The sequence below is a fragment of the Methylobacterium sp. HMF5984 genome (assembly GCF_045033435.1).
Classification (GTDB): Bacteria; Pseudomonadota; Alphaproteobacteria; order Rhizobiales; family Beijerinckiaceae; genus Methylobacterium.
This window is the reverse complement of the sequence record NZ_JBJFLN010000001.1, coordinates 1,155,448-1,181,736: the sequence shown is the minus strand read 5'-3', so window position 1 is coordinate 1,181,736 and position 26,289 is coordinate 1,155,448. Positions and strand designations below refer to the sequence as shown.

At 71.6% G+C, this 26,289-nt stretch carries 19 protein-coding genes; 14 read left to right on the top strand and 5 right to left on the bottom strand.

Annotation, left to right across the window (positions count from 1 at the left end; genetic code table 11):
- Positions 1-1,386 (bottom strand): FAD-binding oxidoreductase, encoded by a 1,386-nt coding sequence (locus ACFZ8E_RS05530; protein WP_405042258.1) that lies wholly within the window; start codon positions 1,384-1,386, stop codon positions 1-3.
- A 224-nt stretch (positions 1,387-1,610) separates the two neighbouring features.
- On the opposite strand from ACFZ8E_RS05530, the gene ACFZ8E_RS05525 reads away from it, so the two are divergent.
- On the top strand, positions 1,611-1,868 hold the full coding sequence (locus ACFZ8E_RS05525; RefSeq protein WP_147729370.1) for a hypothetical protein: 258 nt from the start codon (positions 1,611-1,613) through the stop codon (positions 1,866-1,868).
- A gap of 103 nt (positions 1,869-1,971) precedes the next feature.
- Here the strand turns inward: ACFZ8E_RS05525 and ACFZ8E_RS05520 are convergent, their stop codons facing one another.
- A complete protein-coding gene (locus tag ACFZ8E_RS05520) occupies positions 1,972-2,682 on the bottom strand; it encodes a hypothetical protein (RefSeq protein WP_405042257.1) in 711 nt (236 codons plus the stop codon).
- Between the two features lie 42 nt (positions 2,683-2,724).
- Entirely contained in the window at positions 2,725-5,421 is a 2,697-nt protein-coding gene (locus tag ACFZ8E_RS05515) for an ABC transporter transmembrane domain-containing protein (protein ID WP_405042256.1), read from the bottom strand.
- Between the two features lie 177 nt (positions 5,422-5,598).
- Here ACFZ8E_RS05515 and ACFZ8E_RS05510 point away from each other — a divergent pair, with 177 nt between their 5' ends.
- The 10 genes from ACFZ8E_RS05510 to ACFZ8E_RS05465 all read left to right on the top strand — a co-directional run bounded on the left by ACFZ8E_RS05510 (position 5,599) and on the right by ACFZ8E_RS05465 (position 18,939).
- A complete protein-coding gene (locus ACFZ8E_RS05510) occupies positions 5,599-6,903 on the top strand; it encodes a glycosyltransferase family protein (RefSeq protein WP_405042255.1) in 1,305 nt (434 codons plus the stop codon).
- A complete protein-coding gene (locus ACFZ8E_RS05505) occupies positions 6,900-8,207 on the top strand; it encodes a glycosyltransferase family 4 protein (RefSeq protein WP_405042254.1) in 1,308 nt (435 codons plus the stop codon). Before ACFZ8E_RS05510 ends, ACFZ8E_RS05505 begins: the two co-directional genes overlap by 4 nt.
- Complete coding sequence (locus tag ACFZ8E_RS05500) at positions 8,195-10,144, top strand: glycosyltransferase (RefSeq protein WP_405042253.1); 1,950 nt, start codon at positions 8,195-8,197, stop codon at positions 10,142-10,144. Before ACFZ8E_RS05505 ends, ACFZ8E_RS05500 begins: the two co-directional genes overlap by 13 nt.
- Positions 10,141-11,982 carry an ABC transporter ATP-binding protein gene (locus ACFZ8E_RS05495; protein WP_243935506.1) on the top strand — a complete coding sequence of 614 codons (1,842 nt, stop codon included), beginning with the start codon at positions 10,141-10,143 and terminating at the stop codon, positions 11,980-11,982. The genes ACFZ8E_RS05500 and ACFZ8E_RS05495 overlap by 4 nt, the downstream gene beginning before the upstream one ends.
- Positions 11,979-12,893 carry a hypothetical protein gene (locus ACFZ8E_RS05490; RefSeq protein WP_405042252.1) on the top strand — a complete coding sequence of 305 codons (915 nt, stop codon included), beginning with the start codon at positions 11,979-11,981 and terminating at the stop codon, positions 12,891-12,893. Before ACFZ8E_RS05495 ends, ACFZ8E_RS05490 begins: the two co-directional genes overlap by 4 nt.
- 137 nt (positions 12,894-13,030) lie before the next feature.
- Positions 13,031-14,887 carry an ABC transporter substrate-binding protein gene (locus ACFZ8E_RS05485; protein WP_243951144.1) on the top strand — a complete coding sequence of 619 codons (1,857 nt, stop codon included), beginning with the start codon at positions 13,031-13,033 and terminating at the stop codon, positions 14,885-14,887.
- The gene (locus ACFZ8E_RS05480) at positions 14,884-15,900 is read left to right on the top strand and encodes an ABC transporter permease (protein ID WP_243951146.1); all 1,017 of its coding nucleotides are present in this window, start codon (positions 14,884-14,886) and stop codon (positions 15,898-15,900) included. The genes ACFZ8E_RS05485 and ACFZ8E_RS05480 overlap by 4 nt, the downstream gene beginning before the upstream one ends.
- Positions 15,900-17,057 carry an ABC transporter permease gene (locus ACFZ8E_RS05475; protein ID WP_405042251.1) on the top strand — a complete coding sequence of 386 codons (1,158 nt, stop codon included), beginning with the start codon at positions 15,900-15,902 and terminating at the stop codon, positions 17,055-17,057. The genes ACFZ8E_RS05480 and ACFZ8E_RS05475 overlap by 1 nt, the downstream gene beginning before the upstream one ends.
- A gap of 76 nt (positions 17,058-17,133) precedes the next feature.
- Positions 17,134-18,276, top strand: a complete 1,143-nt coding sequence (locus tag ACFZ8E_RS05470) for a dimethylmenaquinone methyltransferase (RefSeq protein ID WP_405042250.1) — start codon at positions 17,134-17,136, stop codon at positions 18,274-18,276.
- Between the two features lie 159 nt (positions 18,277-18,435).
- Positions 18,436-18,939 carry a MarR family winged helix-turn-helix transcriptional regulator gene (locus ACFZ8E_RS05465; RefSeq protein WP_405042249.1) on the top strand — a complete coding sequence of 168 codons (504 nt, stop codon included), beginning with the start codon at positions 18,436-18,438 and terminating at the stop codon, positions 18,937-18,939.
- A gap of 114 nt (positions 18,940-19,053) precedes the next feature.
- Here the strand turns inward: ACFZ8E_RS05465 and ACFZ8E_RS05460 are convergent, their stop codons facing one another.
- Positions 19,054-19,416: a cytochrome c family protein gene (locus ACFZ8E_RS05460; protein ID WP_147725000.1), complete on the bottom strand. Its 363-nt coding sequence runs from the start codon at positions 19,414-19,416 to the stop codon at positions 19,054-19,056.
- A 306-nt stretch (positions 19,417-19,722) separates the two neighbouring features.
- On the opposite strand from ACFZ8E_RS05460, the gene ACFZ8E_RS05455 reads away from it, so the two are divergent.
- Positions 19,723-21,156, top strand: coding sequence for an FAD-linked oxidase C-terminal domain-containing protein (locus ACFZ8E_RS05455; protein WP_147841226.1), 1,434 nt, complete (start codon positions 19,723-19,725; stop codon positions 21,154-21,156).
- Between the two features lie 154 nt (positions 21,157-21,310).
- Positions 21,311-24,091, top strand: coding sequence for a PAS domain-containing protein (locus tag ACFZ8E_RS05450; protein WP_405042248.1), 2,781 nt, complete (start codon positions 21,311-21,313; stop codon positions 24,089-24,091).
- 24 nt (positions 24,092-24,115) lie between these two features.
- Here ACFZ8E_RS05450 and ACFZ8E_RS05445 read toward each other — a convergent pair whose 3' ends face one another.
- The gene (locus ACFZ8E_RS05445; RefSeq protein WP_405042247.1) at positions 24,116-25,522 is read right to left on the bottom strand and encodes a TAXI family TRAP transporter solute-binding subunit; all 1,407 of its coding nucleotides are present in this window, start codon (positions 25,520-25,522) and stop codon (positions 24,116-24,118) included.
- 107 nt (positions 25,523-25,629) lie between these two features.
- On the opposite strand from ACFZ8E_RS05445, the gene ACFZ8E_RS05440 reads away from it, so the two are divergent.
- Entirely contained in the window at positions 25,630-26,220 is a 591-nt protein-coding gene (locus tag ACFZ8E_RS05440; protein ID WP_405042246.1) for a regulatory protein RecX, read from the top strand.
- Positions 26,221-26,289: the final 69 nt, after the last annotated feature.

Sequence of the window (26,289 nt, the reverse complement as noted above, 5' to 3'; positions counted from 1 at the left end):
TCACCCGGCGGGGTTCGCGAGAATCTTGCCGGGATTGAGGATGTTCCTCGGGTCGAGCGCGCGCTTGACCGCGCGCATCGTCGCGATCTCGGCGGTCGAGCGCGAGAGCCCGAGCTTGCCGCGCTTCTCCAGCCCGATGCCGTGCTCGGCCGAGACCGAGCCTTGAAGCGCGGCGAGCGGCTCGTAGATCGCCGCCTCGACCTCTGCTTCGAGGGCGGGGTCCGGCAGGCGCGCGGTGTTCCAGTGGATGTTGTTGTCGCCGACATGCCCGTAGGCGACGCTGGCCGCGTCCAGGTGGATCGCGGCGATCCGCGCGCGCGCCTCGGCGACGTAGCCGGCCATGGCCGAGAGCGGCACGCTGACGTCGAACGGGCGGCCGAGCCCGGCCTCGACCAGCATCTCGACGCGGTCGCGGATGCGCCACAGCGCGCGGCGCTGCTCCTCAGACGCCGAGACCACGGCATCGTGCACGACCGCCTCGGCCATCAGGGTCTCGAGCAGGCTCAAGAAGCGCGGTTCCTCCTCGGGCACGCACTCGACCTCGATCAGCGCGTAGTACGGGTGCTCCCGGGGGAGCGGCGGGGTGAAGCGGCCGGGCGCGGTCATCGTCCGGTAGAAGTCGGGCCACATGCCCTCGAAGGACGACACCCGGCCCTGGAACGCCCGCTGCGCGCGGGCGAGAATGGCGGCGGCGGCGTTCACGTCGGCGCAGGCGACGAGCGCGGTGGCGTAGCCGGCCGGCGCCGGGCGCAGGCGCAGCACCGCGCGGGTGACGACGCCGAGCGTCCCCTCCGTGCCGACGAAGAGCTGCTTCAAGTCGAGCCCGGTGTTGTTCTTGATCAGCGGCCGCATCGACGAGACGATCGTGCCGTCGGCGAGCACCGCTTCGAGGCCGAGCACCATCTCGCGCATCATCCCGTAGCGCAGCACCCGCAGGCCGCCGGCATTGGTGCTGATCGTGCCGCCGATCGTCGCCGAGCCGCGGGCTCCGAGATCGAGGGGAAAGAACAGGTCCGCCACTTCCGCTGCCGCCTGCACCGCCTCGAGCGTGGTGCCGGTGCGGACCACCATCGTCATCGCCAAGGGATCGAGCGCCTCGATCCCGGTCATGCGCTCGAGCGACAGGGCGATGTCCCCGGGCGCGCAGAGGATGCCGTCGACGAGGCCGGTGGCGCCGCCGCGCGGGACGACGGCGCGCCCCGCCGCGTGGCAGGCGGCGAGCACCGCCGAGACGTGCTCGGTGCTGCGGGGGCGGACGAGCGCGGCCGCGGCGCAAGGCTCGTCGGCACGGGTCCAGCTCGCGGGTCGGCTCGCGAGCTCGTTGCCGACGACGAGGCCGTCGGGTCCGAGGATGTCGGTGAGCCGGTCGAGAAGCGGGTCCGTCATGGGCGTGCGCGGCGTTCGGCGATCATGGGGTCGGGCGAGGACGGTCTACACGATCGCGTGCGCGGTCGAAGCCGGCGGCGTGACATTCCGCACCTGCGTTCGGGGGATCGATGCGGCTCCCGCGGGCAACCGCCGACCGCGGCATTGCAGCATCCCACCCCTCGCCCTTCCACGGCCGGAAACAGCTCATACGGTCCGGCGCTTCGAAAACCGCGGAGCGCGCCATGGGAACCTACACGCTCGCCATCGCCGACGGCGTCCTGTTCGCCTGCCTGCCGGACGAGGCCGACATCGGCTCGGCCATCACCGAGGCGACGGCGACCAATTACGGTTTCGGCATCGCGCTCAGCATCGTGCGCGGCACCGAGCTGACCGATGCGGCGCGGCCCGAGGACGACGTGGTCTGGCGCGAGACCTCCGACAGCGAGCTGCTCGACGCGGAGGGGCGCCGCTATCGCTACGCCGTGCGCCGGGCGGCTTGACGCCCCGCGCCTGGCCGCAACCAGGATCCCCGGATCACAGGACGTTCGTGCGACGGGTGCCGTCGCATGGAGCGAGCCGGCGCCCGGCTCGCACGAACGTCGGCTAGCGGCAGGAGCGCGGCAGGCGCCGCTTCCAGCGCTGGCCCGGCGCGAGGGCGGGTTCGGTCGATCGCGACTTCGTCGGCCTGCGCATCACGACAGGCGCTGCGGCGACCGGAGCGACGGCGGTCACCGGCGGAGCCGGGATCGCCGGGGCAGCGACGGCCGGCTCCGAGGACGCGTCCGCGATGTCGGCGAACGACCAGATCGCATCGGGGCGCACCATTTCGGATCGTGCCTGATCCGAACGGCCGGCTTCGGCGCGCGGGCTTTCGGACCGCATCTGCGGAGGCTTCACCCGCTTCACCCGCTTCACGCGCGGAAGCCGAAGCGCGCGCTCGATCACGGGTTCAGCCACCTCGGGCTCGGGCTCCGCCACGATCAGGCTCTGCAGGATTCGCCGAGGCTTCTCCGCCGGCACCGGCGGCGCGGGGGCGGCGGCCTGGTCGGGCCAGACCGTATCGAACGGCGACGGCGTCTCGGGCGCCGGATCGAGCGCGGCCCAGTTCAGGGGCGCCGGGGTAGGATCATCTGGCCAGGACAGGGAGTGGCGGTTCTTCGACTTGACCTCGACGGTAAAGGACCGTCGCACACGGCTGCGCAACATGCGGCGTATGATTCTCTTGGATTTGGACAGGAACGCGCGGACGCGTACCGTATTCCATGACGCTTCTTCGGCATTTTGTCGAGACGACAGTGCAGAATCGGTTTCCAACACGGAAATTCCAGGCAGAAAGCCGGCGTTTCACGCGCCGCCTCAGGCCGAACGCGCGGTCGGCACCGAGACCTCCGGCTCCGGCGCGGTCTCGACGCGGACCGAACCGGTCGTGTCGAAGCGCAGACGAACCGGGAACGGCGCCGCCTCGGCTTCCGTCGCCGCGACCGCGACGAGGCTGATCTGCGGCCCGCCGCTGGTGACGGCCGCGATCAGGGCCGATGCGCCGCCGTCGAGATGCGGGATCGTTCCGTCGACCACCAGGATCTCCGGCCGCCGCAGGATCGCGCGGGCGAGGTCGACGAGCGCCTGCTGGCGCGGGGTGAGCAGGCGGCCGCGGTTGCCGACGGGGAAATCCAGCCCGCGCAGGCGGATGCGGCGTTCCAGGTCGAACTCCTGCACGACGAGGCGGACCTGGCGTTGGATCTCGGCTTCGCCGTGCATCCGCGCGGTGTTGATCCGCCCGAAGAGCAGCGCATCGAGGATCGAGCTGTGCCGGTTGATTCGCTCGGGATCGTAGGGCTCGACGTCCTCGGTGCCGTCCTCCCGTCGAAGCGCCTCGCGGACCGTGTAGCGCGCCGCCACCAGCCGCGCCCGATAAGGCGCATCGAGGAGGCCGAGCCGCTGGCGCGGCTCGACGTAGGCCAGGGCGAGGGCGAGGAACGCCTCGTTGTCGGCCGCCGGCGGCGCCTCGTCGGCACCGAGGGCCGAGAGCCGCTGCTCGAAGACCGGCAGCTCGTCCGGCGCGATCAGCGAAAACCTGCGGAACAGCGGATGGCCCGGTGGCACGTCGCGGAAGATGTCGACCAGGTTCCGGGCGATCGCCACGCCCATCCGGGCGAGGTCGTCGAGCAGGAACAGCCTGTCGAGGGCAGCGCGGAAGCGCGGTTCGGACGCGAGGTTGCGCCCGGTCAGTTCCGGAACGGTCGGCACGCCGAACAGGAGGTTCTCCGCGATCGTCGCCTGCTCGTTGTAGCGACGCGGATCGAACGGGATCACGAGGTCGGCCATGCCCGCGGCCGCGAAGTGCTGCTGCAGGTGCCGGCGCGCGGCGACGACCCGACGCCCGGGCTCGGAATCGTGGTGCACCAGGCTGTAGGCGCTGAGGCCGAAGCGGTAGAGGTCGTCGCCCATCCCGAGGCGCTGCAGCAGGTCGAGCATCCGCGCGTCGAGGGCGGCGGCGTCCGCGAGGCCCAGGGCGGCGTAGTCGATCCAGGGATCGCTCGCATCCTCGACCGGGTTTCCGGTCCGCCGCGCCTCCGCGCGCCGGCGCCGCGCACGCTCCGGGCTGCCGGCGTCGTCGCGGATCACCGGGCGCCGGCGCAGGCCGTAGGCGAGGTTGTCGCGGATCGTGCCGGGAAACAGAACCGGCTCCGGCCCGGCATAGGCGAGCGCGCGGGCCCGGCGGGCCTGCGGCAGCGTGGCGACGTCCGCGCCGCCGATCCGCACCGTTCCGCCCTGCGGCGCCTGCAGGCCGGCGACGAGCCGCGCGACCACGTGGCCGAGGCCGCCCGCGGGAGCGAGGATCGCGGCCTGCACCGGCATCGGCAGGCTGACGGCCCCGAGCTCGAGCGCCGGGCCGCCGAGGGGATCCTTGAGGCTGACGCCGTCCAGCTCGAGCGGGCCGCCGAGGGGCCGTACCAAACCCTGGCCCTCCGGCTCGGACGGCCGCAGCCGGTGCGGCGCGAAGTGGGCGGCGACGGTCTCGTACTTCACCTCGACGTCAAGGCGCTGCTGGTCCCAGTCGATCAGCTCCTTGAGCGGCGGCGGCAGATCGCGATAGGCGGCCAGCACGGCCACGAGCTGGCCGATGTCGAGCTCGCCGCGCAGCGCGAACAGGCCGCCGATCGCGTAGAAGAGGAAGGGCGTCACCTGCGCGAGCAGGTTGTTCAGGTACTTCACCAGGAACTTGCGCCGGTAGATCCGCAGGCGCAGGTCGTAGAGGCTGAACAGCCGGCCGCCGATCTCGGCACGCTCCCAGCGCCCGGTGTCGTTGACCGTGACCGCCTCGAGCCCGTCCAGCACCTCGCCGACCCGGCCGGCGAAGCTCCGCGACGCGATCTGGCGCTTCCGGCTCAAGCGGATGATCTCGCGGCGCAGGCGCGGGATCACCACGATCTGCACGAGGACGATCGAGCCGGCGACGAGCCCGAGCCACAGGTTCTGCATCAGGATGAAGATCAGCGCGGTCGCCGCCTGCGTGCCGAGGAAGCACGGCACCACGATCGCGTCGCCGATGAAGGCGCCGATCGGCTCGACCTCGTCGCGGATGATGGTCGCCGTCTCCGACGATTTCACCTCGCGCGTCGTGTCCGGGGTGAAGCGGAGCATCAGCGAGAACAGCTCGAAGCGCAGGCGCCGCAGCATGCGCTCGCCGAGCACGCCCTTGCTGAGGTTGATCCAGAACTTGAACGCGCCGTTGATCAGCACGAGGGTCAGGAACAGCCCGGAGAGCCCGAACAGCAGCCCGGTGCGGTCGACCTCGAAGCCGGAGAACAGCACCTCCTGCTCGCCGCCGAGCCAGCCGGGCCAGTGGATGATGAGGTCGAGGAAGTCGACGGTCTCGCGCCCGCCCTTGAACGCCTTGCCGGAGATGGCGTCGTTGACGATGCGCTTGGGCAGGTCGAGCGAGGCGAAGTAGAACGGCAGCGATGCGAGCACGACGGCGCAGATCGCGAACTGGTCGCGCTTCGAATGTCGCCAGATATAGCCGAACAGCGTCGGCTCCAGATCCCGCATCGCCCGTCCCCGGCCCCCGTTCCGGCTCCCATACCCTCTCGCGAGCCCGCGCGTCACACGCATGTCATCGTGCAACGAAAAGGCGAAGCCCGAGCGTGCGCGGACTCACAGCCTCGGGCCTCCGTCACTCCGGAATGCGGTGTCGTCCCACGCGAGGCATTGTCACGGCGGCCCGGCTTGTGCGACCGCAGACCGGCTGCGACGCTGCGCCTGCATGCGCTGCGCGTGCCGGGGCGCGGATGGCGGCGGCGCGAGGGGGCGTTCGAGGATGAGACCGTGATGCGCCCGAGCCGCGTCCTGATCTACAGCCACGACACGTTCGGGCTCGGGCACCTGCGCCGCTCGCGCACCATCGCGAACGCGCTGGCCGGCACCGGCGAGGTCGAGGCGATGATCGTCTCCGGCTCGACGGTGGTCGCCCGCTTCGCCTTCGCCCGCGGCGTCTCCTCCGTGCGCGTGCCCGGCGTCACCAAGCGCGCCGACGGCAGCTATGCCGGGCTCGACCCGCAGGCGTCGCTGCAGGAGACGGTCGCCCGGCGCGCCGACATCGTCCTGCGCACCGCCCGCGACTTCCGGCCGAACCTGGTGATCGTCGATAAGGAGCCGACGGGCTTCCACGGCGAGATGCTTCCGACCCTGGAGCACCTGCGCGCCCGCGGCTGCCGCGTGGTGCTGGGCCTGCGCGACGTCCTCGACGATTCCGACCGCCTCGTGCCGGAATGGGAGCGCAAGGGCGCCTCGGAGGCGATCCGCCGGTTCTACGACGAGATCTGGATCTACGGCCTCGCGCGCATCCACCGGCCGCTGGCGGCGCTTCCCGTGGGTGCGGAATTCTCGGATCGGACGACCTATACCGGCTATCTCCACCGCGCCGCGCCGCGCCCCCGACCGGACCGGGCCGAGCCCGGCGTCGCAGCCGAGCCGTTCATCCTGGTCACCCCCGGCGGCGGTGGCGACGGCGACGGGCTGATCGACTGGGTGATCTCGGCCTACGAGGCCGATCCCGCGATCCCGCTTCCCGCGCTGATCGCCTTCGGACCCTTCCTCGCCTCGAAGAGCCGGGCGGCGTTCCTGGGCCGGATCGCGCGGCTGCCGGGCCGGCTCTCCGCGATCACCTTCGACAGCGAGATCGAGCTCCTGATGGAGAAGGCGTCGGGCGTCGTAGCGATGGGCGGCTACAACACGTTCTGCGAGATCCTGTCCTTCGACAAGCGAGCGCTTCTGGTGCCGCGCACCACGCCGCGGCGCGAGCAGGAGATCCGCGCGGTGGCCGCCGAAGGCCTCGGCCTCGCCCGCACCGTGCTGGAGGCGGACGGGCGCGACCCCATGCGCATGGCGGCGGCGCTCCGGGCCCTGCCGGACCAGGCGCCTCCGTCGCGCGCGCGGATCCCCGACCTGCTCGGCGGCCTCGACCGGATCGCCGAGCGCGTCCGCGTGCTGAACGCTGGCGCACCCGTCCTCGCCCTCGGTGACAGGCCGTGAGCGAGGCGCGCATCGCGATCGTGCTGAAGGGCTATCCGCGATTGTCGGAGACCTTCATCGCGCAGGAGATCCTGGCGCTCGAGGGCCGCGGCCTCGCGCTGGCGATCTGGTCGCTGCGCCGCCCGACCGACGCGAGCCGCCATCCGATGCACGACGCGATCGCGGCGCCGGTGGCCTACCTCCCCGAATACCTGCACGAGGCGCCCCTGCGGGTCCTGCGCGGGCTGGCCTGGGGCCTCCGCCGCCGGCGCTTCGTCGCGCTGGCGCTCCAATTCGCCACGGATTTCCTGCACGACCCAACGGCCTCGCGCATCCGCCGCCTCGGGCAGGCTCTGGTGCTGGCGCGGGAGCTGCCCGAGGCGGTCCGCCACCTGCACGCGCATTTCCTCCACACGCCGGCCAGCGTCGCGCGCTACGCCGCGCTCCTGACGGAGCGAAGCTGGAGCTTTTCCGCGCACGCCAAGGACATCTGGACGACGCCGGACCGCGAGCTGTCCGACAAGCTCTCCGACGCGGCCTGGGGGGTGACCTGCACCCGCGACGGCCTCGGCCGCCTGCGGGCGGTGTCGGCGGGTCGGGCGGCAGCGGAAGCCGGCTCCGTCGCGCTGGCCTATCACGGCCTCGATCTCGCCCGCTTTCCGGCGCCGCCCCTCCGGCCGCCGCGCGACGGCACGGATGCGCAGGATCCGATTCGGATCCTCAGCGTCGGCCGGCTCGTCGCCAAGAAGGGGCACGACGACCTGATCGACGCGCTCGCGGCCCTTCCGCCGGACCTGCATTGGCGCCTCGACCTGATCGGCGGCGGCGAGCTTCGGGAGGACCTGAAAGCCCGCGTCGCGGAGCGCGGGCTCGGCGGCCGCGTCGCCTTCCGGGGCGCCCTGGCCCAACCGGCGGTGATCGCGGCGATGCGGGCGGCCGACCTTTTCGTGCTGCCGACCAAGCCTGCGCCGTCCGGCGACCGCGACGGCCTGCCCAACGTGCTGATGGAGGCCGCCTCGCAGGGGCTGTCGATCCTCGCGACCGCCTTCGCGGGCACGCCGGAATTCGTCACCGACGGCGTCGAGGGATGCCTGGTCGCGCAGAGCGATCCCGCGGCGTTGTCCGCGGCGATCCTGCGGCTCGCCGGCGATCCGGTGCGGCGCCGGAGCTTCGCGGACGCCGCCCGCGCGCGCCTGATGCGGGATTTCTCGCTCGATGCCGGCATCGACCTGATCGGCGGGCGGCTCGCCGCCTCGGCGGGCATCGCGCCGCCGCGTCCCGCATCGGTGCCCGAGCGAGCGGAGGCCTGCGCATGCGGGCGCTGATCGCCGTCACGCATCTCCTCGGCGCCGGTCACTTGGCCCGCGCCGCCGCGATCGGCCGCGCCTTCGCCGCCTCGGGCCATGCGGTGACCCTGGTCTCGGGCGGCGGCCCTGCGCCGATGGTGCGGCTCGACGGCCTGCGCCTCGTGCAACTGCCGCCGCTGCACATCGTCGGCACCGCCTTCGCGCGGCTTCTTGGCGTGGACGGGCATGCGGCCGGCGCCGACCTGCTCGCGGCACGCCGGGCGCTGCTTCGGCAGGCGCTGGCCGAGACGGCTCCGGACGTGGTGATCACCGAGCTGTTCCCGTTCGGCCGCCGAGCGCTCGAAGCCGAATTCCTCGACCTCGTCGAGGCGGCATCCGAGCGGCGCCCGCGACCCCTGATCCTCGCCTCGATCCGCGACGTGCTCGTCGCGCCGGAGAAGCCGCGGAAGATCCGCATCGCGCATGCGCGCGTGGCCGGGATCTACGACGCGGTGCTGGTGCACGGCGACCCCGATCTCGTCGCCCTCGACGCCTCCTGGCCGGTGGACGAGGATCTGCGCGCCAAGCTGCGATACACCGGCTACGTCGACGAGGACGCGGCGCCGATCGAGGATGCGGATGCCCGCGCGGGCGTCCTGGTCTCGGCCGGGTCGAGCGCGGCCGGGCTCGGCCTCTGCCGCGCCGCCGCGGACGCGGCACGGCGGAGGCCGGACCTCGGCTGGCGCATCCTTGCCGGCCACGGCATCGCGCAGGCCGAGATCGATGCCATGCGCGCGAGGCTGGCCGACGGCGTCCTGACGCGGGCGCAGCCGAATTATCGCGCGCTTCTGGCGCGGGCTGCGGTGTCGGTGAGCACCTGCGGCTACAACACCGCGGTGGATCTCCTCGCCACCCGGACGCCCGCCGTGCTGGTGCCGTTCGCGGCAGGCGCCGAGACCGAGCAGAGCCTGCGTGCCCAGCACCTCGCCGCCCGCGGCCTGGCCCGGATCGTGCCCGAGGACGCACTTTCCGCGGCGACGCTGCTCGACGCCATCGCGTCTGCAGCCGGAGCGCCGATCCCGGCAGACCACGGCATCGCGCTCGACGGCGCACGGCGCACGGTCGCCATCGTCGAAACGCTCCTCGCCGCGAAGAAACGGAGCGCCCGTGCGGAGAAGACCCCGCTCGACCGCCTGCGCGCCGTCCTCGACGAGTCCGGCGCGCGCGGCCGCCGCGTGCCGATCTGGTGGCGGGACGACGATGCCGTCGCCGCGACGCCCGCCCTGGACCGCCTGCTCGACCTCTCGGACACCTTCGCGTCCCCGCTGCTCGTCGCGGCGATCCCGGCAGGCATCGAGCCGTCCCTCAGCGAGCGTCTCGCCGACGCGCCACGCGCCAGCCTCGCCGTACACGGACTGGCCCACACCGATCACGCCGCACCCGGCAGCAAACCGTCGGAGTTCGGCGCCGACCGGCCCCTGCCGCTCGCGATCGCGGACGCCGCGGAGGGCCTGCGCGTCGCCCGCGGGCGGCTTCCGGCGGACCGGCTCCTGCCGGTGTTCGTGCCGCCGTGGAACCGCCTCGCCCCCGAAATCGCCGCCGCCCTTCCGGCGCTGGGCTATCGCGGGCTGTCGTCGGTGCCCGGAGCGGCGGTGCCCGGCCTGATGCGGGCCGACGTCGCAATCGACCCGATCGACTGGCGCGGCACGCGCTCGCTCGTCGATCCCGCACGGCTGATCGACACCCTGTGCCGGACCATCGCGGAGAGAAACGATCGGCCGGTCGGGCTGCTTACTCACCACCTCGCCCACGACGAAGCGATCTGGGACTTCCTCGGCGCCCTGTTCGCGATCCTGTTCCGGCATCCGGCGGTGACGCTCTGCGACCCGCGGCATCTGTTCCGGCCGCCGGCGGTGGACGGGGCGGTGCCGGCGTGGTGGACTTGCCCGGCCGACGCGCCTGCGAGGATCGCTTGAGCCCGCTCCTGTCCATCCAGAACCTGCAGGTCGATTTTGGCGGACACGGTGCGCCGTTCCGCGCCCTGCACGGCCTGTCGCTCGACGTGATGCGCGGGCGGACCCTGGCGCTCGTCGGCGAATCCGGTTCGGGCAAGTCGGTGACCGCGCAGGCGATCCTGCGCATCCTGCCCCGGGTGGCCACGATCAGCGCCGGCCGCATCCTGTTCGACACCGGCCGCGGGGCAACCGACATCGCCGCGCTGCCCCCCGACGGCCCGGCGATGCGCGCGATCCGCGGCGCCGGCATCGCGATGATCTTCCAGGAGCCGATGACCTGCCTGTCGCCGCTCCACACCATCGGCGACCAGGTCGGCGAGGCGCTGCGCATCCACGGCAACGCCACCCGGGCCGAGGCCGACGCGCAGGCCAGGGACGCCTTCGCCCGCGTCGGCTTCCCCGATCCGGCGCGGGCGCTGCACACCTATCCGTTCGAGCTCTCCGGTGGCCTGCGCCAGCGGGCGATGATCGCGATGGCGCTGATCCTCAAGCCCGCCCTGCTCGTCGCCGACGAGCCGACGACGGCCCTCGACGTGACGACCCAGGCCCAGATCCTCGCGCTGCTGACCCGGCTGCAGGACGAGACCGGCATGGCGATCCTGCTGATCACCCACGACCTCGGCGTCGTCGCCAACGTCGCCCACGACGTGGCGGTGCTCTATCGCGGCCGCCTCGTCGAGTCCGGCCCGCGCGGCGCGGTCATGCGCGACCCCGGCCACCCCTACCTCAAGGCGCTGCTCCACGCCGTGCCGCGCTTCGACATGGCGCCGGGCGAGCGCTTGACGCCGATCCGCCCGGCCAAGGCGGTGATCCCGCCGGCACGCAGGCCGGCGGCGATCGACGGGCCGATCCTGCGCATCGAAGGGGTCTCGAAGGTCTTCACCCTGCGCTCGGGGCGGTTCGGCGGGCCGCCGCGGGTCGTGCGGGCGGTCTCCGACGTGTCGCTCGACCTCGTGCCCGGCAGGACGCTCGGGCTCGTCGGCGAATCCGGATCGGGCAAGACCACCGTTTCGAAGATGGTGATGCGCGCGCTCGCCCCCGATGCCGGCCGCGTGCTGTTCGACGACGGCACCGGCCCGCGCGACGTCCACGCCCTCGCCGGCGCCGACCTGTTCGCCTACCGCCGCGCCGTGCAGTTCGTGTTCCAGGACCCCTACGCCTCGCTCGATCCGCGGATGACCGTGCGCCAGATCCTCACCGAGCCGATGGAGATCCACGGGATCGGCGGGCGCGAGCGCCGGGCGCGGGCCGAGGCGCTGATGGCGATGGTCGGCCTCGAAGCCGGCGCGCTCGGGCGCTATCCGCACGCCTTCTCCGGCGGCCAGCGCCAGCGCATCGGCATCGCCCGGGCGCTCGCCCTCGATCCGAAGGTGCTGGTGCTCGACGAGCCCGTCTCGGCGCTCGACGTCTCGGTGCAGGCCCAGATCCTGAACCTGCTGAAGGACTTGCAGGCCGCGCTCGGCCTGACCTACCTCATCGTCTCTCACAACCTCGCGGTGATCGACTACATGGCGGATACCATCGCGGTGATGTGCCGGGGGCGAATCGTGGGGCAGGCCCCGAAGGCCGCCCTGTTCCGCAACCCGGTCCATCCCTATACCCGCGCGCTGCTCGCCGCGGTGCCCGACCCGAGCCTCGACCACCCGCTCGATTTCTCGGCGGTCACCGGCGACCATTCCGACCCGGGGTGCTGGCCGGAGCCCTACCGGCTGGCGCCCGACGAGGCCGGCCATATGGTCGAGATCGAGCCGGGCTACCACGTCCGCCACGGCGCAGCCGATGCGCGGCGGGCCGCATGAGCACGCCCCGCCCCTCCCGCACGCTGGAACGGCTCCGCCGCCGCGTGCTGGCGCCGTTCTTCGACCGGCTCGGCTACGACCTCGTGCCCGCCGCCCCCGACTGGTCGCACCGCCCGACCTCGCCGCGCGAGGTCAACCAGTTGCTCGGCTCCGCGGCCGACAGCCTGCAGCGCGACCTCGCCGCGTCGGGCATCGCGACCGGCCTCGACGTGCCCGCGGCGGTGCGGCGGTTCTGGACGCTGATCCCGACGGCGCCGGTGCGCCAGCGCCGCGGCGGCAGCGGATTCAACGGGGCGCTCCAGCTCTACGTGGCGATGCGCGCGCTGGCGCCGGCCACGGTCATCGAGTCCGGGGTCTTCCGCGGGCTCACCACCTGGGTGATCCGGCAGGCCTGCCCGGACGCGACGATCCATTGCCACGACCCGGACCTGTCGAACCTGCATTATTGCGACCCGAGAGCGCATTACAGCACCGCCGACTGGTCGACGGCCGACTGGTCGCAGCTCGATGCGGCGACGACGGTCGCGTTCTTCGACGACCACGTCTCGCAGGGGCGGCGGGTGATCGAGGCGAGGCGCCTGGGCCTCACCCGCCTTCTGTTCGACGACGACGCCGCCGGCCATCGCATCCATGCCCATGGCGGCCCGGCGCATCCCACCATCGCGATGATCGAGACCTTGCGTGACGAGGCTGGGCGCGACGAGGCTCGGCGCGACCGGGCCGAGCCGATCCGCTGGCAGCGCAACGGCCGCAGCTTCGAGCAGCCGGCCGACGACCCGCTCGCCCGCGAGGCCGCAGCCGGCATCGCCCGCGCGCACGCCTTCGACGACCTGCACCGCGCCACCGGCTACTCGCCGGCCCGGCTGACCTACGTGGCGCTGCATCCGCCGAAGCGAGGAATAGCCGCTTGATCGGGCTTCGGAACGACGAAAGCGCGGGCTCCCCCTCCCCCCCTGCTGCGCAAGGTACCCTTTCCCGCAAGGGGGGGAGGGAGACGCGCGCCGAGGCGGCGCGCACATCGGATGCCGGGATTTCGCGCCGTGCATTGTTGATCGGCGTCGCGACTGCCTCGACGGTTTTCGCCGCTCCGCGTTTCGCCCGCGCGGATACCCCTCGGACAGGGCCGCCCGAAACCCCGCTCGTCGTCGATCCCGCCGCCGCCGCGCGCAAGCTCGGCACCAGCGGCGGGACGATCCGCACCCTGATCGCCAAGGCGCGGGACGTGCGCTACCTCTCGGTCTACGGCTACACACGCCTCGTCGGCTACGATGCGGACCTCGTGTTGAAGCCCGACGTGCTGGCGGCCGTCGCGGTCGAGGGCGGGCGCTTCACCTTCACCCTGCGCAAGGGCCATCGCTGGTCCGACGGCGAGCCCTTCACCACGGAGGATTTCCGCTACTACTGGGAAGACGTCGCCAACGACAGGGATCTGAGCCCCGGCGGCCCGCCCGATTTCCTGCTGGTCGACGGCAAGCCGCCGACCGTCGAGATCGTCGATCCGGTCACCGTGCGCTTCACCTGGGATCGGCCGAACCCGCGCTTCCTGCCGGCCCTCGCCGCGCCGCGCGACCCGCTGATCTACCGCCCGGCGCATTACCTGAAGCCGGTCCATCCGCGATACGTCGGGCGCGAGAAGGCTGAGGCCGCGGCCAAGGCGCAGAAGCTCCGCGGCTGGGCGGCGCTGCACAACCGGATGGACGACAACTACGAGCTGAACAATCCCGACGCCCCGACCCTGCAGGGGTGGCGGCCCCGCACCCGCGCGCCGGCGACGCGCTTCGTGTTCGAGCGCAACCCCTACTACCACCGCGTCGACACGGCCGGCACGCAGCTCCCCTATCTCGACCGCATCGTCATGGACGTCGCCTCGAGCGGGCTGCTCGTCGCCAAGACCAATGCCGGCGAGGCCGACTTGATGTTCCGCGGCCTGACGATGGCCGACATCCCGAGCCTCAAGGAGGGCGAGCGCGCGCACGGCTACCGCACCAACCTGTGGCCGCTCGCGCGCGGCTCCGAGATCGCGCTCTACCCGAACCTGACGACCCTCGATCCCGGCTGGCGCGCCCTCAACCGCGACGTGCGCTGGCGCCACGCGCTGTCGCTCGCCATCGATCGCCGCACCCTCAACAACACCCTGCTGTTCGGCCTCGGCACCGAGGGCAACGACACGCTGATCCCCGAGAGCCCGCTCTACGCGCCCGAGATGCGCACGCTGCATGCGGGCTACGAACCGGCGGCGGCCGAAAGACTGCTCGACGCCGCCGGCCTCGACAGGCGCGACCCCTCCGGCATCCGCCTGATGCCGGACGGCCGGCTGCTCGAGCTCGTCGTCGAGAGCGACGGCGAGGTCTCCATGGTGCTCGACGGGCTGCTGCTGATCGGCGAGTTCTGGCGCGAGGTCGGGATCAAGCTCGTGGTCAAGCCGCAGGAACGCACGAACCTGCGCCGTCGCTCGGTGGCCGGGATGACGGTGATGGTGGCGGCGCAGGGGCTCGACCTCGCAGTGCCGACGGCGATCATGCCGCCGACCGAGCTGAGCCCGGCGCAGAGCGACCATTATTCCTGGCCGCGCTGGAGCCTTCACGTCGAGACGCACGGGGCGAGTGGCGAGGCGTGCGACGTCGAGGCCGTCCACCGCCTAATCGACCTCGACCGCCAGTGGCGCGACACCGACGACGCAGGCAGGCAGGCGGCGATCTGGCGCGAGATGCTGATGAACCACGCCGAGAACACCTGGGTCATCGGCACGGTCGGGGGCGCGCTGCAGCCGGTGGTCGCATCGAGCCACCTCGCAAACCTGCCGGCCAAGGCGCTGTACGCCTTCGAGCCGACGGCGATGATCGGCGTCCAGCGCCTCGACGAGGTGTTCTGGGACCGCCCGGCCGAACGCCAGGCCCAGCTATGACGATCGCCGTGCTGCGCCGCGTCCTCACCATGGCGGTGACGCTGCTGGTGATCTCCGCCCTCGTCTTCGCGATCATCAAGCTGCCGCCGGGCGACTTCCTGACGAACCGGATCATGGAGCTGCGCTCCATGGGCGAGGCGGTGTCCGTCGCCAAGGCCGAGCTGCTGATCCGGCAATACGGCCTCGACCGGCCGGTCTACGAGCAGTACCTGATCTGGATCGGGCTGATGCCCGGCCCGGCGGGCTTCTCCGGGCTGCTGCAGGGCGATTGGGGCTGGTCGTTCGAGTACGATCGCCCCGTTTCCGAGGTGGTGGGCGATGCGCTCTGGCTGACGCTGGTGGTCAACCTCGCGGCCCTGGTCTTCGTCCATTTGGTCGCGATCCCGATCGCGATCTACTCGGCGACGCATCGCCATACCGCGGGCGACGCGGTCGTCACCGTGCTTGGCTATGTCGGCCTCGCCGTGCCCGGGTTCCTGCTGGCACTGATCCTGCTGTTCTACGCCAACATCTGGTTCGGCCTGTCGATCGGCGGCCTCTACGACGCATCCTTCACCGGCAAGCCCTGGGACTGGCCGAAGGTCCAGTCGCTGCTGGCCCACCTCGCGGTGCCGACGCTCGTGATCGGGCTCGGCGGCACGGCGGCGATGATCCGGCGGATGCGGGCGAACCTGCTCGACGAGCTCGCGAAGCCCTACACCGTGACCGCGCGGGCCAAGGGCCTGCCGCCGCTGCGGGCGCTGCTCAAGTATCCGTTCCGGATGTCGCTGAACCCGTTCGTCGCCGACATCGGCAACCTGCTGCCGCACCTCGTCTCCGGATCGGTGCTCGTCTCGCTGGTGCTGAGCCTGCCGACCGTCGGCCCGCTGCTGCTCGACGCGCTGAAGAGCCAGGACCAGTTCATGGCCGGCTTCATCCTGATGTTCGTCGCGCTGCTGACGCTCGTCGGCATGCTGATCTCGGACCTCATCCTGGTCTGGCTCGATCCGCGCATCCGCATGGGGGCACGCTGATGGTGCCCGAGACGGCACCCGTGGCACCTCACTTCGTCGACCCGGCGCCGTTCGATCCGGAGGCCGGCGGCGGACGTGATTCCGGCACGGCCTACGCCTCGGCTTGGCGGCTGATCTTCCGGAAGTTCCTCGGCCACCGCATCGCCGTCGCCTCGGCGCTCGTGCTCCTGGCGCTCTACGCCGCCGTGCCCTTCGTCGAGTTCCTGGCCCCCTACGAGCAGGCGAGGCGCAACGGCGACTACCTGTTCGCGCCGCCGCAAGCGGTGCACCTGTTCCACGAGGGGCGGTTCGTCGGGCCGTTCGTCTATCCGTACCGGGCCGAGCTCGACATGGAGACCTTCCGCCGCGGCTACGTCACCGACGCCGCCACGCCGCAGCCGCTGCGCTTCTTCTGCCGCGGCGACGCCTACACCCATCTCGGGCTCAGCCGGGGCGACCGGCACCTCGTCTGCCCGTCCGAGGGCGGGACGCTCTATCTGCTGGGCACCGACCGGCTCGGCCGCGACCTGCTCTCGCGCATGATCTACGGCGCGCGGGTCTCGCTGGTGATCGGCCTCGTCGGCGTCGCGATCTCGTTCGCGCTCGGGCTCCTGCTCGGCGGCATCGCCGGCTACTTCGGCGGCTTCGTCGACGCGGCGGTGCAGCGGCTGATCGAGGTGGTGCGCTCGCTGCCCGAGCTCCCGCTCTGGCTCGCCCTGTCGGCGGCGCTGCCGCCGAGCTGGAGCCCGCTCTGGGTGTTCTTCGGCATCACCATCATCCTCGGGCTGCTCGATTGGCCGGGCCTCGCGCGCGCCGTGCGCGGCAAGCTGCTGGCGCTGCGCGAGGAGGATTTCGTGCAGGCGGCGGAGCTGATGGGCGCCTCGCCCGCCCGCGTCATCGGCCGGCACCTGATCCCGAACTTCATGAGCCACTTGATCGCCTCGGCGACGCTCTCGATCCCGACGATGATCCTGGGCGAGACCGCCTTGTCGTTCCTCGGCCTCGGCCTTCGGCCGCCGGTGACGAGCTGGGGCGTGCTGCTCAACGACGCCCAGAACCTCTCGGCGGTGCAGCTCTACCCCTGGCTGCTGCTGCCGGTGGTGCCCGTGCTGGTGACGGTGCTGGCGTTCAACTTCCTGGGCGACGGGCTTCGGGACGCCGCCGACCCGTATCATTGAGGCACGCCTCGGCAGGGCTCGCCCCGGGCCGCGCCGTGCCGCATAAGGCGGCGAGATCGCTCCCGAGGACCGCCCCGTGACCGTCACCCAGATCACCCATCACGACCTCGACGGCTACGGCGCCGTGGCGATCGTCGGCAACCACGTCGACGTCGCGCGGATCGTCCACGTGCCCCGCTACTCCGATGTCGGCCCGGTGGTCGAGGAGGAGCTGAAGCGCCTGTCGAAGGCGGAAGCCTCCGAGACGCTGATCATGACCGATCTCGGGCTCGAGCCGGTGGCGGTGAAGTTCCTCAAGAGCTTCGTCGCGATGAACCGCAAGCGGGGCGAGGATGCCCGCCACCGCCTGATCGTCCTCGACCATCACGCCTCGTCGATCGACCAGCTGCGCCAGCACGGGGTCGAGCCGGTGGACGAGGCGGCCTCGCCGAAGCGCTTCGAGCTGGACGACCCGGACGTCGTCGTCCTGATCGACGAGACCTGCTGCGCCACGCGGATGGCGCACGCCAACCGCAGCCTCTACGCGACGCGCGACGGCGAGGATCTCACCGCCCTGGTCGAGGCCGTGGACGCCCTCGACCTGTGGAAGAAGGAGCGCCCGACCTTCGCCGGCGGGCTATTGCTCGACGAGGTGTTCTGGGACAACGTCGGCAACCTCGTGCCGGTCGGCCACCCCTGGCACGACCGCTTCGTCGTGGCGCTGCTCCGCGCGGTCTCGGGGCTGATCGACGAAGGCCTGGCGCCCGCCGAGATCGAGACCCGGGTCGCCGCGCTGCGCCGGCAGGTCCTCGATCGGCTCCTCGATGGGGAGGCCGACGACGACCGCAACCTGACCACGCGGATGCGGATCGCCCGCGTGCTCGCGCGCTCGGACGTGCTGTTCCGCCCCCTCTCGGACGGGACCCTGCTCTCGTTCGGCCTCGATTCGGGCACCTTCCAGCGCGTCTCGGACCTGATCATGGATCGCGGCGGCGCCAAGCGGGTGTGCAACGTCCAGCGCACGGGCTCCCTGTCGTTCCGCTCGAACGACGAGACCGCCCTGGATGCCGCACGCAAGTTCCGCGGCGGCGGCCACAAGGACGCCGCCGGCGGCAAGCTGCCCGCCGGCTCGGCCTTCTCGCTCGCCGACGCGATCGCCCAGGTCGAGCCGATTCTCAATCCGCCGCCGCCGGATCGCTCGGGCAGCCCCTTCGCCGCGCTGAAGGATTGGAAAGGGTAGTCCGTCTCGAAAAGCCGCAGGATGATCGCATAGATTGTGCAATCGCTCCGTGCTGGCTAAGATATTGCCCGACCGAGATACTGCGTCAGATCTGTGCCTACGCCTGACCGAATTCGTGCTGGGATTTGACCAGCGTCGTCAACCGGAGTCGAAAAGCCCATGTCCGTTCGGCAAGGCTCGCAGCGGCGAGCGCCGAGGAAGCCCGCAATCGTCCCGGAGGCGTCCGCGGACTCGCAGCGCCTCGACAACCAGCTTTGCTTCGCCGTCTACGCCGCGGCGCATGCCTTCGGCCGCGCCTATCGCACGCTGCTGGGCCAGCACGACCTCACCTACCCGCAATACCTCGTGCTTCTCGTCCTGTGGGAGGAGGAAGGGTTGTCGGTGAAGGAGATCGGGACGCGGCTGTTCCTCGATTCCGGGACGCTCACGCCGTTGCTGAAGCGGCTCGAGGCGTCGGGCCGGGTCCGGCGCGCCCGCGACCGTGCGGACGAGCGCCAGGTCAGCATCTTCCTGACCGACTCCGGCCGGGCCCTGCGCAAGCCGCTGGCCTGCATTCCCAATCAGGCCGGCGGCATGACCGGCCTCGACGTCGAGGGGCGCCGCGCCCTGCTCGACCATCTCGTCACCCTCCGCACCGGCCTGCACGACGGCACCGACGCCTGATCGGGCCGGCAATGTCGACTCCTGCGAAACTCGGCGACCGCAAAGAAAAAAAGCCGTCCCCGCGCGAGCGGGAACGGCCCTCGGCCTGACCTGAATGGCCGGGTCGTCGATCGCTCAGGTCTTGGACTTGAGGTAGGCGATGATGTCCTCGACCTTCTTCTCGTCCTTGATGCCCGGGAAGACCATCTTGGTGCCGGGGACCTTCTTCTTCGGGTCGACCAGCCACTCCTTGAGATTCGCCTCGTCCCAGGTGATGCCCGAGTTCTTCAGCGCCGCGGAGAAGGCGTAGCCGTCGCGGCCCTCGCCGGCCTTCTCGCCGACGATGCCCTTGAGGTTCGGGCCGACGCCGTTCTTCTCGAAGTTGTGGCAGGACTTGCAGGGTGCGAACGCCTTCTCGCCGGCGGCCGCATCGCCTTCCGCCTGGGCGGCGATCGGCAAGAGCAGGGCAAGGGCGGCGCCGAGGATGACATGACGCATCGGGATTTCCTCCATTATGACGGCTATGGCCGTCAGGCTTATGGCAGAGCTTGGTCGATTGGAACAGGTCGAAGGTGCAAACGCCGTTCACGCCGATGTGCCGGTGCGACCAAACGTTGCAGTAGCCTCTCAGTCGCCTTTGAGCCGCCCCTTCGCCCGACGGTGCGGACCCGCCGGGAGTGCGATAGACTGATCTCCAAACGGTCCCCGCACCGCCGCGGAACCCGTCTAGGCCCACGCTCCTGAGCGGCGGCTGAAGGGCCTGACGCGGTGACGATCGGATCGACGAAATCCGGAGGTTTCGCCATGTCCATCCGCTTCCCCGAGCCCGATGCCGGCGTCGTCGCCCGCCGCGACGCGATCGTCGCCGGCCTGCGGCCGCTGGTCGGCCCCGAGGCCCTGGTGACCACGGAGGACGAGCGCCGCGCCTTCGAGACCGACGGGCTCACCGCCTACCGCAAGATGCCGCTGGCGGTGGTCCTGCCTTCGACCACCGCCGAGGTCTCCGCGGTGATGGCCTATTGCCACGCCCACGGCGTCCGCGTGGTGCCGCGCGGCGCCGGCACGTCGCTGGCCGGCGGCGCCATCGCGCAGGAGGATGCGATCATCCTCGGCGTGGGGAAGATGACCCAGGTGCTCGCCCTCGATTTCGAGAACCGCATCGCCCGCGTCCAGAGCGGGATCACCAACCTGGCGATCTCGGGCGCGGTCGGCCACGAGGGCTTCTTCTACGCGCCCGACCCGTCGAGCCAGCTTGCCTGCACCATCGCCGGCAACATCGCGATGAATTCCGGCGGGGCGCACTGCCTCAAGTACGGCGTCACCACCAACAACCTGATGGGCGTGACGCTGGTGATGAACGACGGCACCGTGGTCGAGATCGGCGGCGACCATCTCGATGCCGGCGGCTACGACCTGCTCGGGCTGATCTGCGGCTCGGAGGGGCAGCTCGGCATCGTCACCGAGGCGACCGTCCGGATCCTGCGCGCGGCCGAGGGCGCGCGCCCGGCGCTCGTCGGCTTCTCGTCGGTCGAGGATGCCGGCGCCTGCACCGCGGCGATCATCGCCGCCGGCATCATCCCGGTTGCGATCGAGTACATGGACCGCGAGGCGATCCTGATCACCGAGGATTTCGCGCAGGCCGGCTACCCGCGCGACGCCGAGGCGATGCTGATCATCGAGGTCGAGGGCTCGGACACCGAGTGCGAGGCGATGCTCGCCCGCATCGCGGCGATCGCGCAGGATTTCCGCCCGACGAGCATCCGGGTCTCGAAGTCGGAGGCCGAATCCGCCGCGATCTGGAAGGGCCGCAAGTCGGCCTTCGGCGCCACGGGGCGCATCTCCGACTACATCTGCATGGACGGCACGATCCCGACCGGGCAGCTCTCCGTGGTGCTGGAGCGCATTGGCGCGATCTGCAAGGCGCAGGGGCTTCGCGTCGCCAACGTGTTCCATGCCGGCGACGGCAACCTGCACCCGCTGATCCTGTTCGACATCAACAAGCCCGGCGAGCTGCAGAAGGCCGAGACCGCGGGCGACGAGATCCTCAAGCTCTGCGTCGAGGTCGGCGGATGCCTGACCGGCGAGCACGGCGTCGGCATCGAGAAGCGCGAGCTGATGCGCTTTCAGTACACGCAGGCCGACCTGGAGCAGCAGATGCGGGTGCGCAACGTCTTCGACCCGCACTGGCTGATGAACCCGGCGAAGGTCTTCCCGCTCGAAGGGCGGGTCGCCGCCTGAGAGCAGGACCCGCCGGACCCGCGTTGACACCCATCGGACTTGCCGACATCCCTCCTGCGATGTTCCGGACCGACGTTTCGACAGCCACCGCCCGCCAGGAACGCCGCCTCGGCCGACGTCCGGATCGCGACCGGACCGTGCCGAGACCGACCCGGTGACGATCGGCATCGAGGACCCGAAGTTCCGCTTCCTCGCCGAGGGCGGCGAGACCGGCCGCGAGATCCTGATGAAGGATTGGTCCGGCTCGGTGCTCGGCCCGCTGGCGGAATGGCCGGTGGCGCTCCGCACCACGCTCGCAACGATGCTCGCCTGCCCGGTGCCGATGTTCCTGGCCTGGGGGCCGGACCTCGTCAGCTTCTTCAACGACGCCTATCGCGAGGTGCTGGGCGATCGCGTCTCCCGTGCGCTCGGCGTGCGGTTTCCGGAGCTGTGGGCGGACCTGTGGCCGGAGATCGGGCCGCTCTGCGCCCGGGCGCTCGCGGGCGAAGGCGTGTCGGTGCGCGACCTGCCGCTGACGATGCACCGCCGCGGGCAGCCCGAGCGGACCTGGTGGACCTTCTCGTACTCGCCGGTCCACGACGACGACGGCGCGGTCGCAGGCATGATCTGCATCACGCGGGAGACCACGGCGCAGATCCTGGCGGAAAAGGACCGCGAGGACAGCCGCAGCCGGCTCGACCTCGCGCTCTCGGCCGGCGACGGCATCGGCACCTGGGACTGGGACGTCGCGGCCGACCGCGTCACCGCGGATGCCCGCTTCGCCCGCCTCTACGGCGTCGATCCCGACCGGGCCGTTGCCGGCGCGCCGATCGCCGAGTTCTTCGGCGGCATCCATCCCGACGACCTGCCCGCCGTGCAGGAGCGGATCGCGGCGGCGATGCGGACGGGCGGCGACTTCGCGGCCGAGTACCGGCTCGTCCAGCCGGACGGCGTGCGCTGGGTCGCGGCGCAAGGGCAGTGCGTGCTCGATGCGGACGGCCGCTCCGTTCAGTTCCCGGGCGTGACCTTCGACATCACCGAGCGTCGCGACGCCGAGGACGCGGTCCGCGCGGCTGCGCGCGAGCTTCGCCTGGTGGCCGACGCGCTCCCGAGCCTGATCGCCTTCATCGATCCGACGCTGACCTACCGCTTCGCGAACGCCGCCTACGAGACGTGGTTCTCGCGCCCGCTTTCCGAAGTGATCGGCCGTACCGTCCGCGACCTCGTGGACGAGGACGGCTTCGCGCGGCGTGAGCCGGCCTTCGCCGCGGCGCTCGGCGGGGAGGATGTCCGCTTCGAGATGGAGTGGCCGCATCCCGACGGGCGCGAGCGCGTCGCGGACATCCGCTACATCCCGCGGCGGGATGGCGACGGCGCCGTCGACGGCTTCTACGCCTTCGTGCAGGACATCACCGACCGGACGCGGATCGAGGCCGCGCTGACGCGGGAGGTCGAATCCCGCACCCGCGAGCGCAACCGGCTCTGGGAGACCACGACCGACCTGATGGGCACGGCCGGGCTCGACGGCTACCTCAAGGCGGTCAACCCGGCCTGGACGCGGGTGCTCGGCTGGAGCCGCGAGGAACTCCTCGGCGAGCCGTTCGCCACGATCATCGACACCGCCGACCATGCCGAGACCGCCGAGGTCGTCGCGCAGCTCGCCCGCGGCGAGACCGTCGACGGCTTCGTCGACCACGTCATCCGGAAGGACGGCGAACGCCTCACCATCTCCTGGAACGCGGTGCCGGAAGGCGACCTGTTCTACATCGTCGGCCGCGACATCACCGAGCAGCGTGCGGTCGAGGAGCTGCTGCGCCAGGCGCAGAAGATGGAGGCGGTCGGCCAGCTCACCGGCGGCATCGCCCACGACTTCAACAACCTGCTCACCGGCATCGTCGGCTCGCTCGACCTGATGCAGACCCGGATCAAGCAGGGCCGGACCGAGCAGATCGAGAAGTACGCCACCGCGGCTTTGTCCTCGGCCAACCGCGCCGCCGCGTTGACCCACCGCCTGCTGGCCTTCGCCCGCCGCCAGCCGCTGGAGCCGAAGCCCACCGACGCCAACGGCCTGATCGCCGGCATGGAGGACATGCTGCGCCGGACGCTGACGGAGCAGGTCAACCTGGAGATCGTCACCGCCGGCGGCCTGTGGCTCACGCTCTGCGACCCGCACCAGCTCGAGAACGCGCTGCTCAACCTCGCGATCAACGCCCGCGACGCGATGCCGGACGGCGGCCGCCTCGTGATCGAGACCTGCAACACCCACCTCGATCGGGCCTACGCGCGGCTGCATCCGGAGGTGGAACCGGGCCAGTACATCTGCGTCTGCGTAACCGATACCGGCACCGGCATGAGCGCGGACGTGGCCGCCAAGGCCTTCGACCCGTTCTTCACCACGAAGCCGCTGGGCCAGGGCACCGGCCTCGGCCTGTCGATGATCTACGGCTTCGCCAAGCAGTCGGAGGGGCACGCCAAGATCTACTCGGAGCTGGGATCGGGCACGACGATCAAGATCTACCTGCCGCGCTACCGCGGCGAGGCGGCGGCCGAGGGCACCGGTCCTGGGATCGCCACGGCCCTGCGCGCCGAGCGCGGCGAGACGGTGCTCGTCGTCGAGGACGACCCGGTGGTGCGCGACCTCATCGTCGAGGTGCTGGGCGAGCTCGGCTACCACGCCCTCGAGGCCGCCGACGGGCCGGCCGGCCTGCGCATCGCGGAATCGCGCGCGCGGATCGACCTGATGGTCAGCGACGTCGGCCTGCCCGGCCTCAACGGGCGCCAGCTCGCCGACCGCGCCCGGCTGGTGCGGCCCGGGCTGAAGATCCTCTTCATCACCGGTTATGCCGAGAACGCGATCTTCGGCAACGGCGGCCTCGACCCGGGCATGCAGATGATCACCAAGCCGTTCCCGGTCGAGGTGCTGGCCAGCCGCATCCGCGAGATCATCGAGGGATAGGGCGACGCCGCGTCCCGGGCTCGCCTATTCGGCGGCCGAGAGGTTGAGGGCGAGCGACCGGGCGGCCCGCGTGCGGCCGCCGGGGCGATGCTCGGCCCCGGCGGAAAGCCCGCGTCGGCCGTCGTTGATCGCCGCGTGAACCCCGTCCACCGCCAGGATCAGGGCGCTGACCGTGCGCGCGTCGATCGAGCGCTCGCGGGCGTAGCGCACCACGTCGGCGACGAGATCGTCCACCTCGATCGCCAGGGCGTCGAGCTCGGCCATCGTCGGCGCGGCGCGGACCTCGCGCATCACGTCGAGCAGGCGGTCGAGCACGATGTCGACCCGCTCGCGCCGCTTGCGGGCGAGGCGCTGGCCGAGCCAGGCGACGGCGGAGCCGATCGTGCCGCCGAAGAAGGCGAGCAGGTAGATGTAGTCCTCGTAGCGGTCGAGGAACGTCTGCTGCTCGCGCTCGAAGTAGTCCACCGCACCGGGGTGGTTGGGCAGGCGCGCCGAGGTGGCGGCGACCGTGGTGTCGAAGTCGGGCGCCTTCATCAGCCTGACGATCGGCGCGGCCGCCGCGAGGCGCGAGCGCCACTCGAACAGGTGCTGCGTCGCGGAGGCGACGGCAACCCGGCTCACGGTGCCCCGCGCCATCAGGCGATACGAGGCGCCGACGGTCTTGACCTCCTCGGCCGGACGCTTCGGGCGCCCGCCGAAGGTTCCGGCCGGGATCGTGACGCATTGCAGCTCGGGATAGCGCTGGAGGATCGCGTCGCCGTCGGGCACCGAGACGAGGCCGACCTTCTTGTCGGGAAGGCCGATCTCGACGGCGTGGACCATGGCGCCCGCGGCCTTCGAGGTCGGGCTGGCGATGATCGCCACCGCCTCGACCCGCTTCTCGGCGATCGCGGCGGTAACCTCGGACGGCTTGAGCGGAACCAGCACGACCTGCCCCGGCGGGGCTTCCTCGCCGTCCGGGATGTCGGCGGCGGCGGGGACGAAGTCGTAGAAGGTCAGCAGGTTGGTGATGAACGGGATGTCGGCGCTGTGGCGCACGACGATGCCGAGGCGCCGGCGTGCAAGGTCGGGAAAATCATCGATCTCGCCGGCCTCCGAGGCGGCGACGATCAGGGCCTCGTCGTGCAGGATGGCGAGCGTCAGGCCGTTCTCGGGCAGCAGCACGTCCGGCCGCACCACCGCGAGGTCGGCCTTGTTGGCCTGGAGCGCGGCCGCGCTGTCGCGCACGTCGGCGTAGCGCACCACCTTCAGGCGTACGTCCTCGCGGGCGCGGGACAGGGCGTTGGCGTAGGCCTCCATCAGCGCGGCCTCGGGGCCGTCCTGTGGCCCGACCGCTACGGTCAGCGTGGTCGGACGGGACAGGTAGACCACCGCCGCCGCGGTGGCGGCGAGCCCGAGAGCGAGCAGCACGAGGAGCCACTCGCGTCTCAACAGGATGGCCGATGCTGCGGGGAGGAGACCATGACCGATCCTGCCGCGTTGCCTGGGTTCCATGGCTGATCCATGAAACCGAAACCTGTCCGGATCGTGAAGAACCCGTGAAACGCGCAACCGTTGCAGACTCCGGTGCGGCCCGCGCTGCAAGGCCCGCGCCGCCCGTCACGGCCGCCTATCTCGAGCGGGCGGCGTTGCACTACCTCGAGCGCTACAGCGCCTCGGTGGAGATGCTGCGCCGGACGCTGCGGCGGCGGGTCGAGAAGCGCGCCCGGGCCCGCGGCGAGGAGGCGAGCGCCTTCTTCGAGATGATCGAGGCGACGGTGGCGCGGGCGGTCTCCGCCGGGCTGGTCGACGACGCGCGCTTCGCGACCGCGCGGCTCGCGACGTTGCGCCGGCGCGGCACCTCTTCCCGCGGCGCCTCGGCCAAGCTGTCGGCCAAGGGCCTGTCGCGCGATACGGTCGAGACTGCGATGGAGGCCGAGCGCGAGGCCGTGCCCGAGGCGGATTCGGCGGCGATCGAGGAGAAGGCCGCCTTCGCCTACGCCAAGCGGCGGCGGCTCGGGCCGTTCCGCCGCCCGGACATCCGCGCTCTCCACCGCGACCGGGATCTGGCGGCGCTGGCGCGGGCCGGCTTCGGCTACGATCTCGCGCGCCGCACCGTCGACGCCGAGGAGGTGCCCGACGGGACCTGAGCCTGGAACTCGCCGGAGCCTGCGCCACTTGGCCGGTCATCGACGGTGACGTCGCGCACGGTCGTGCGC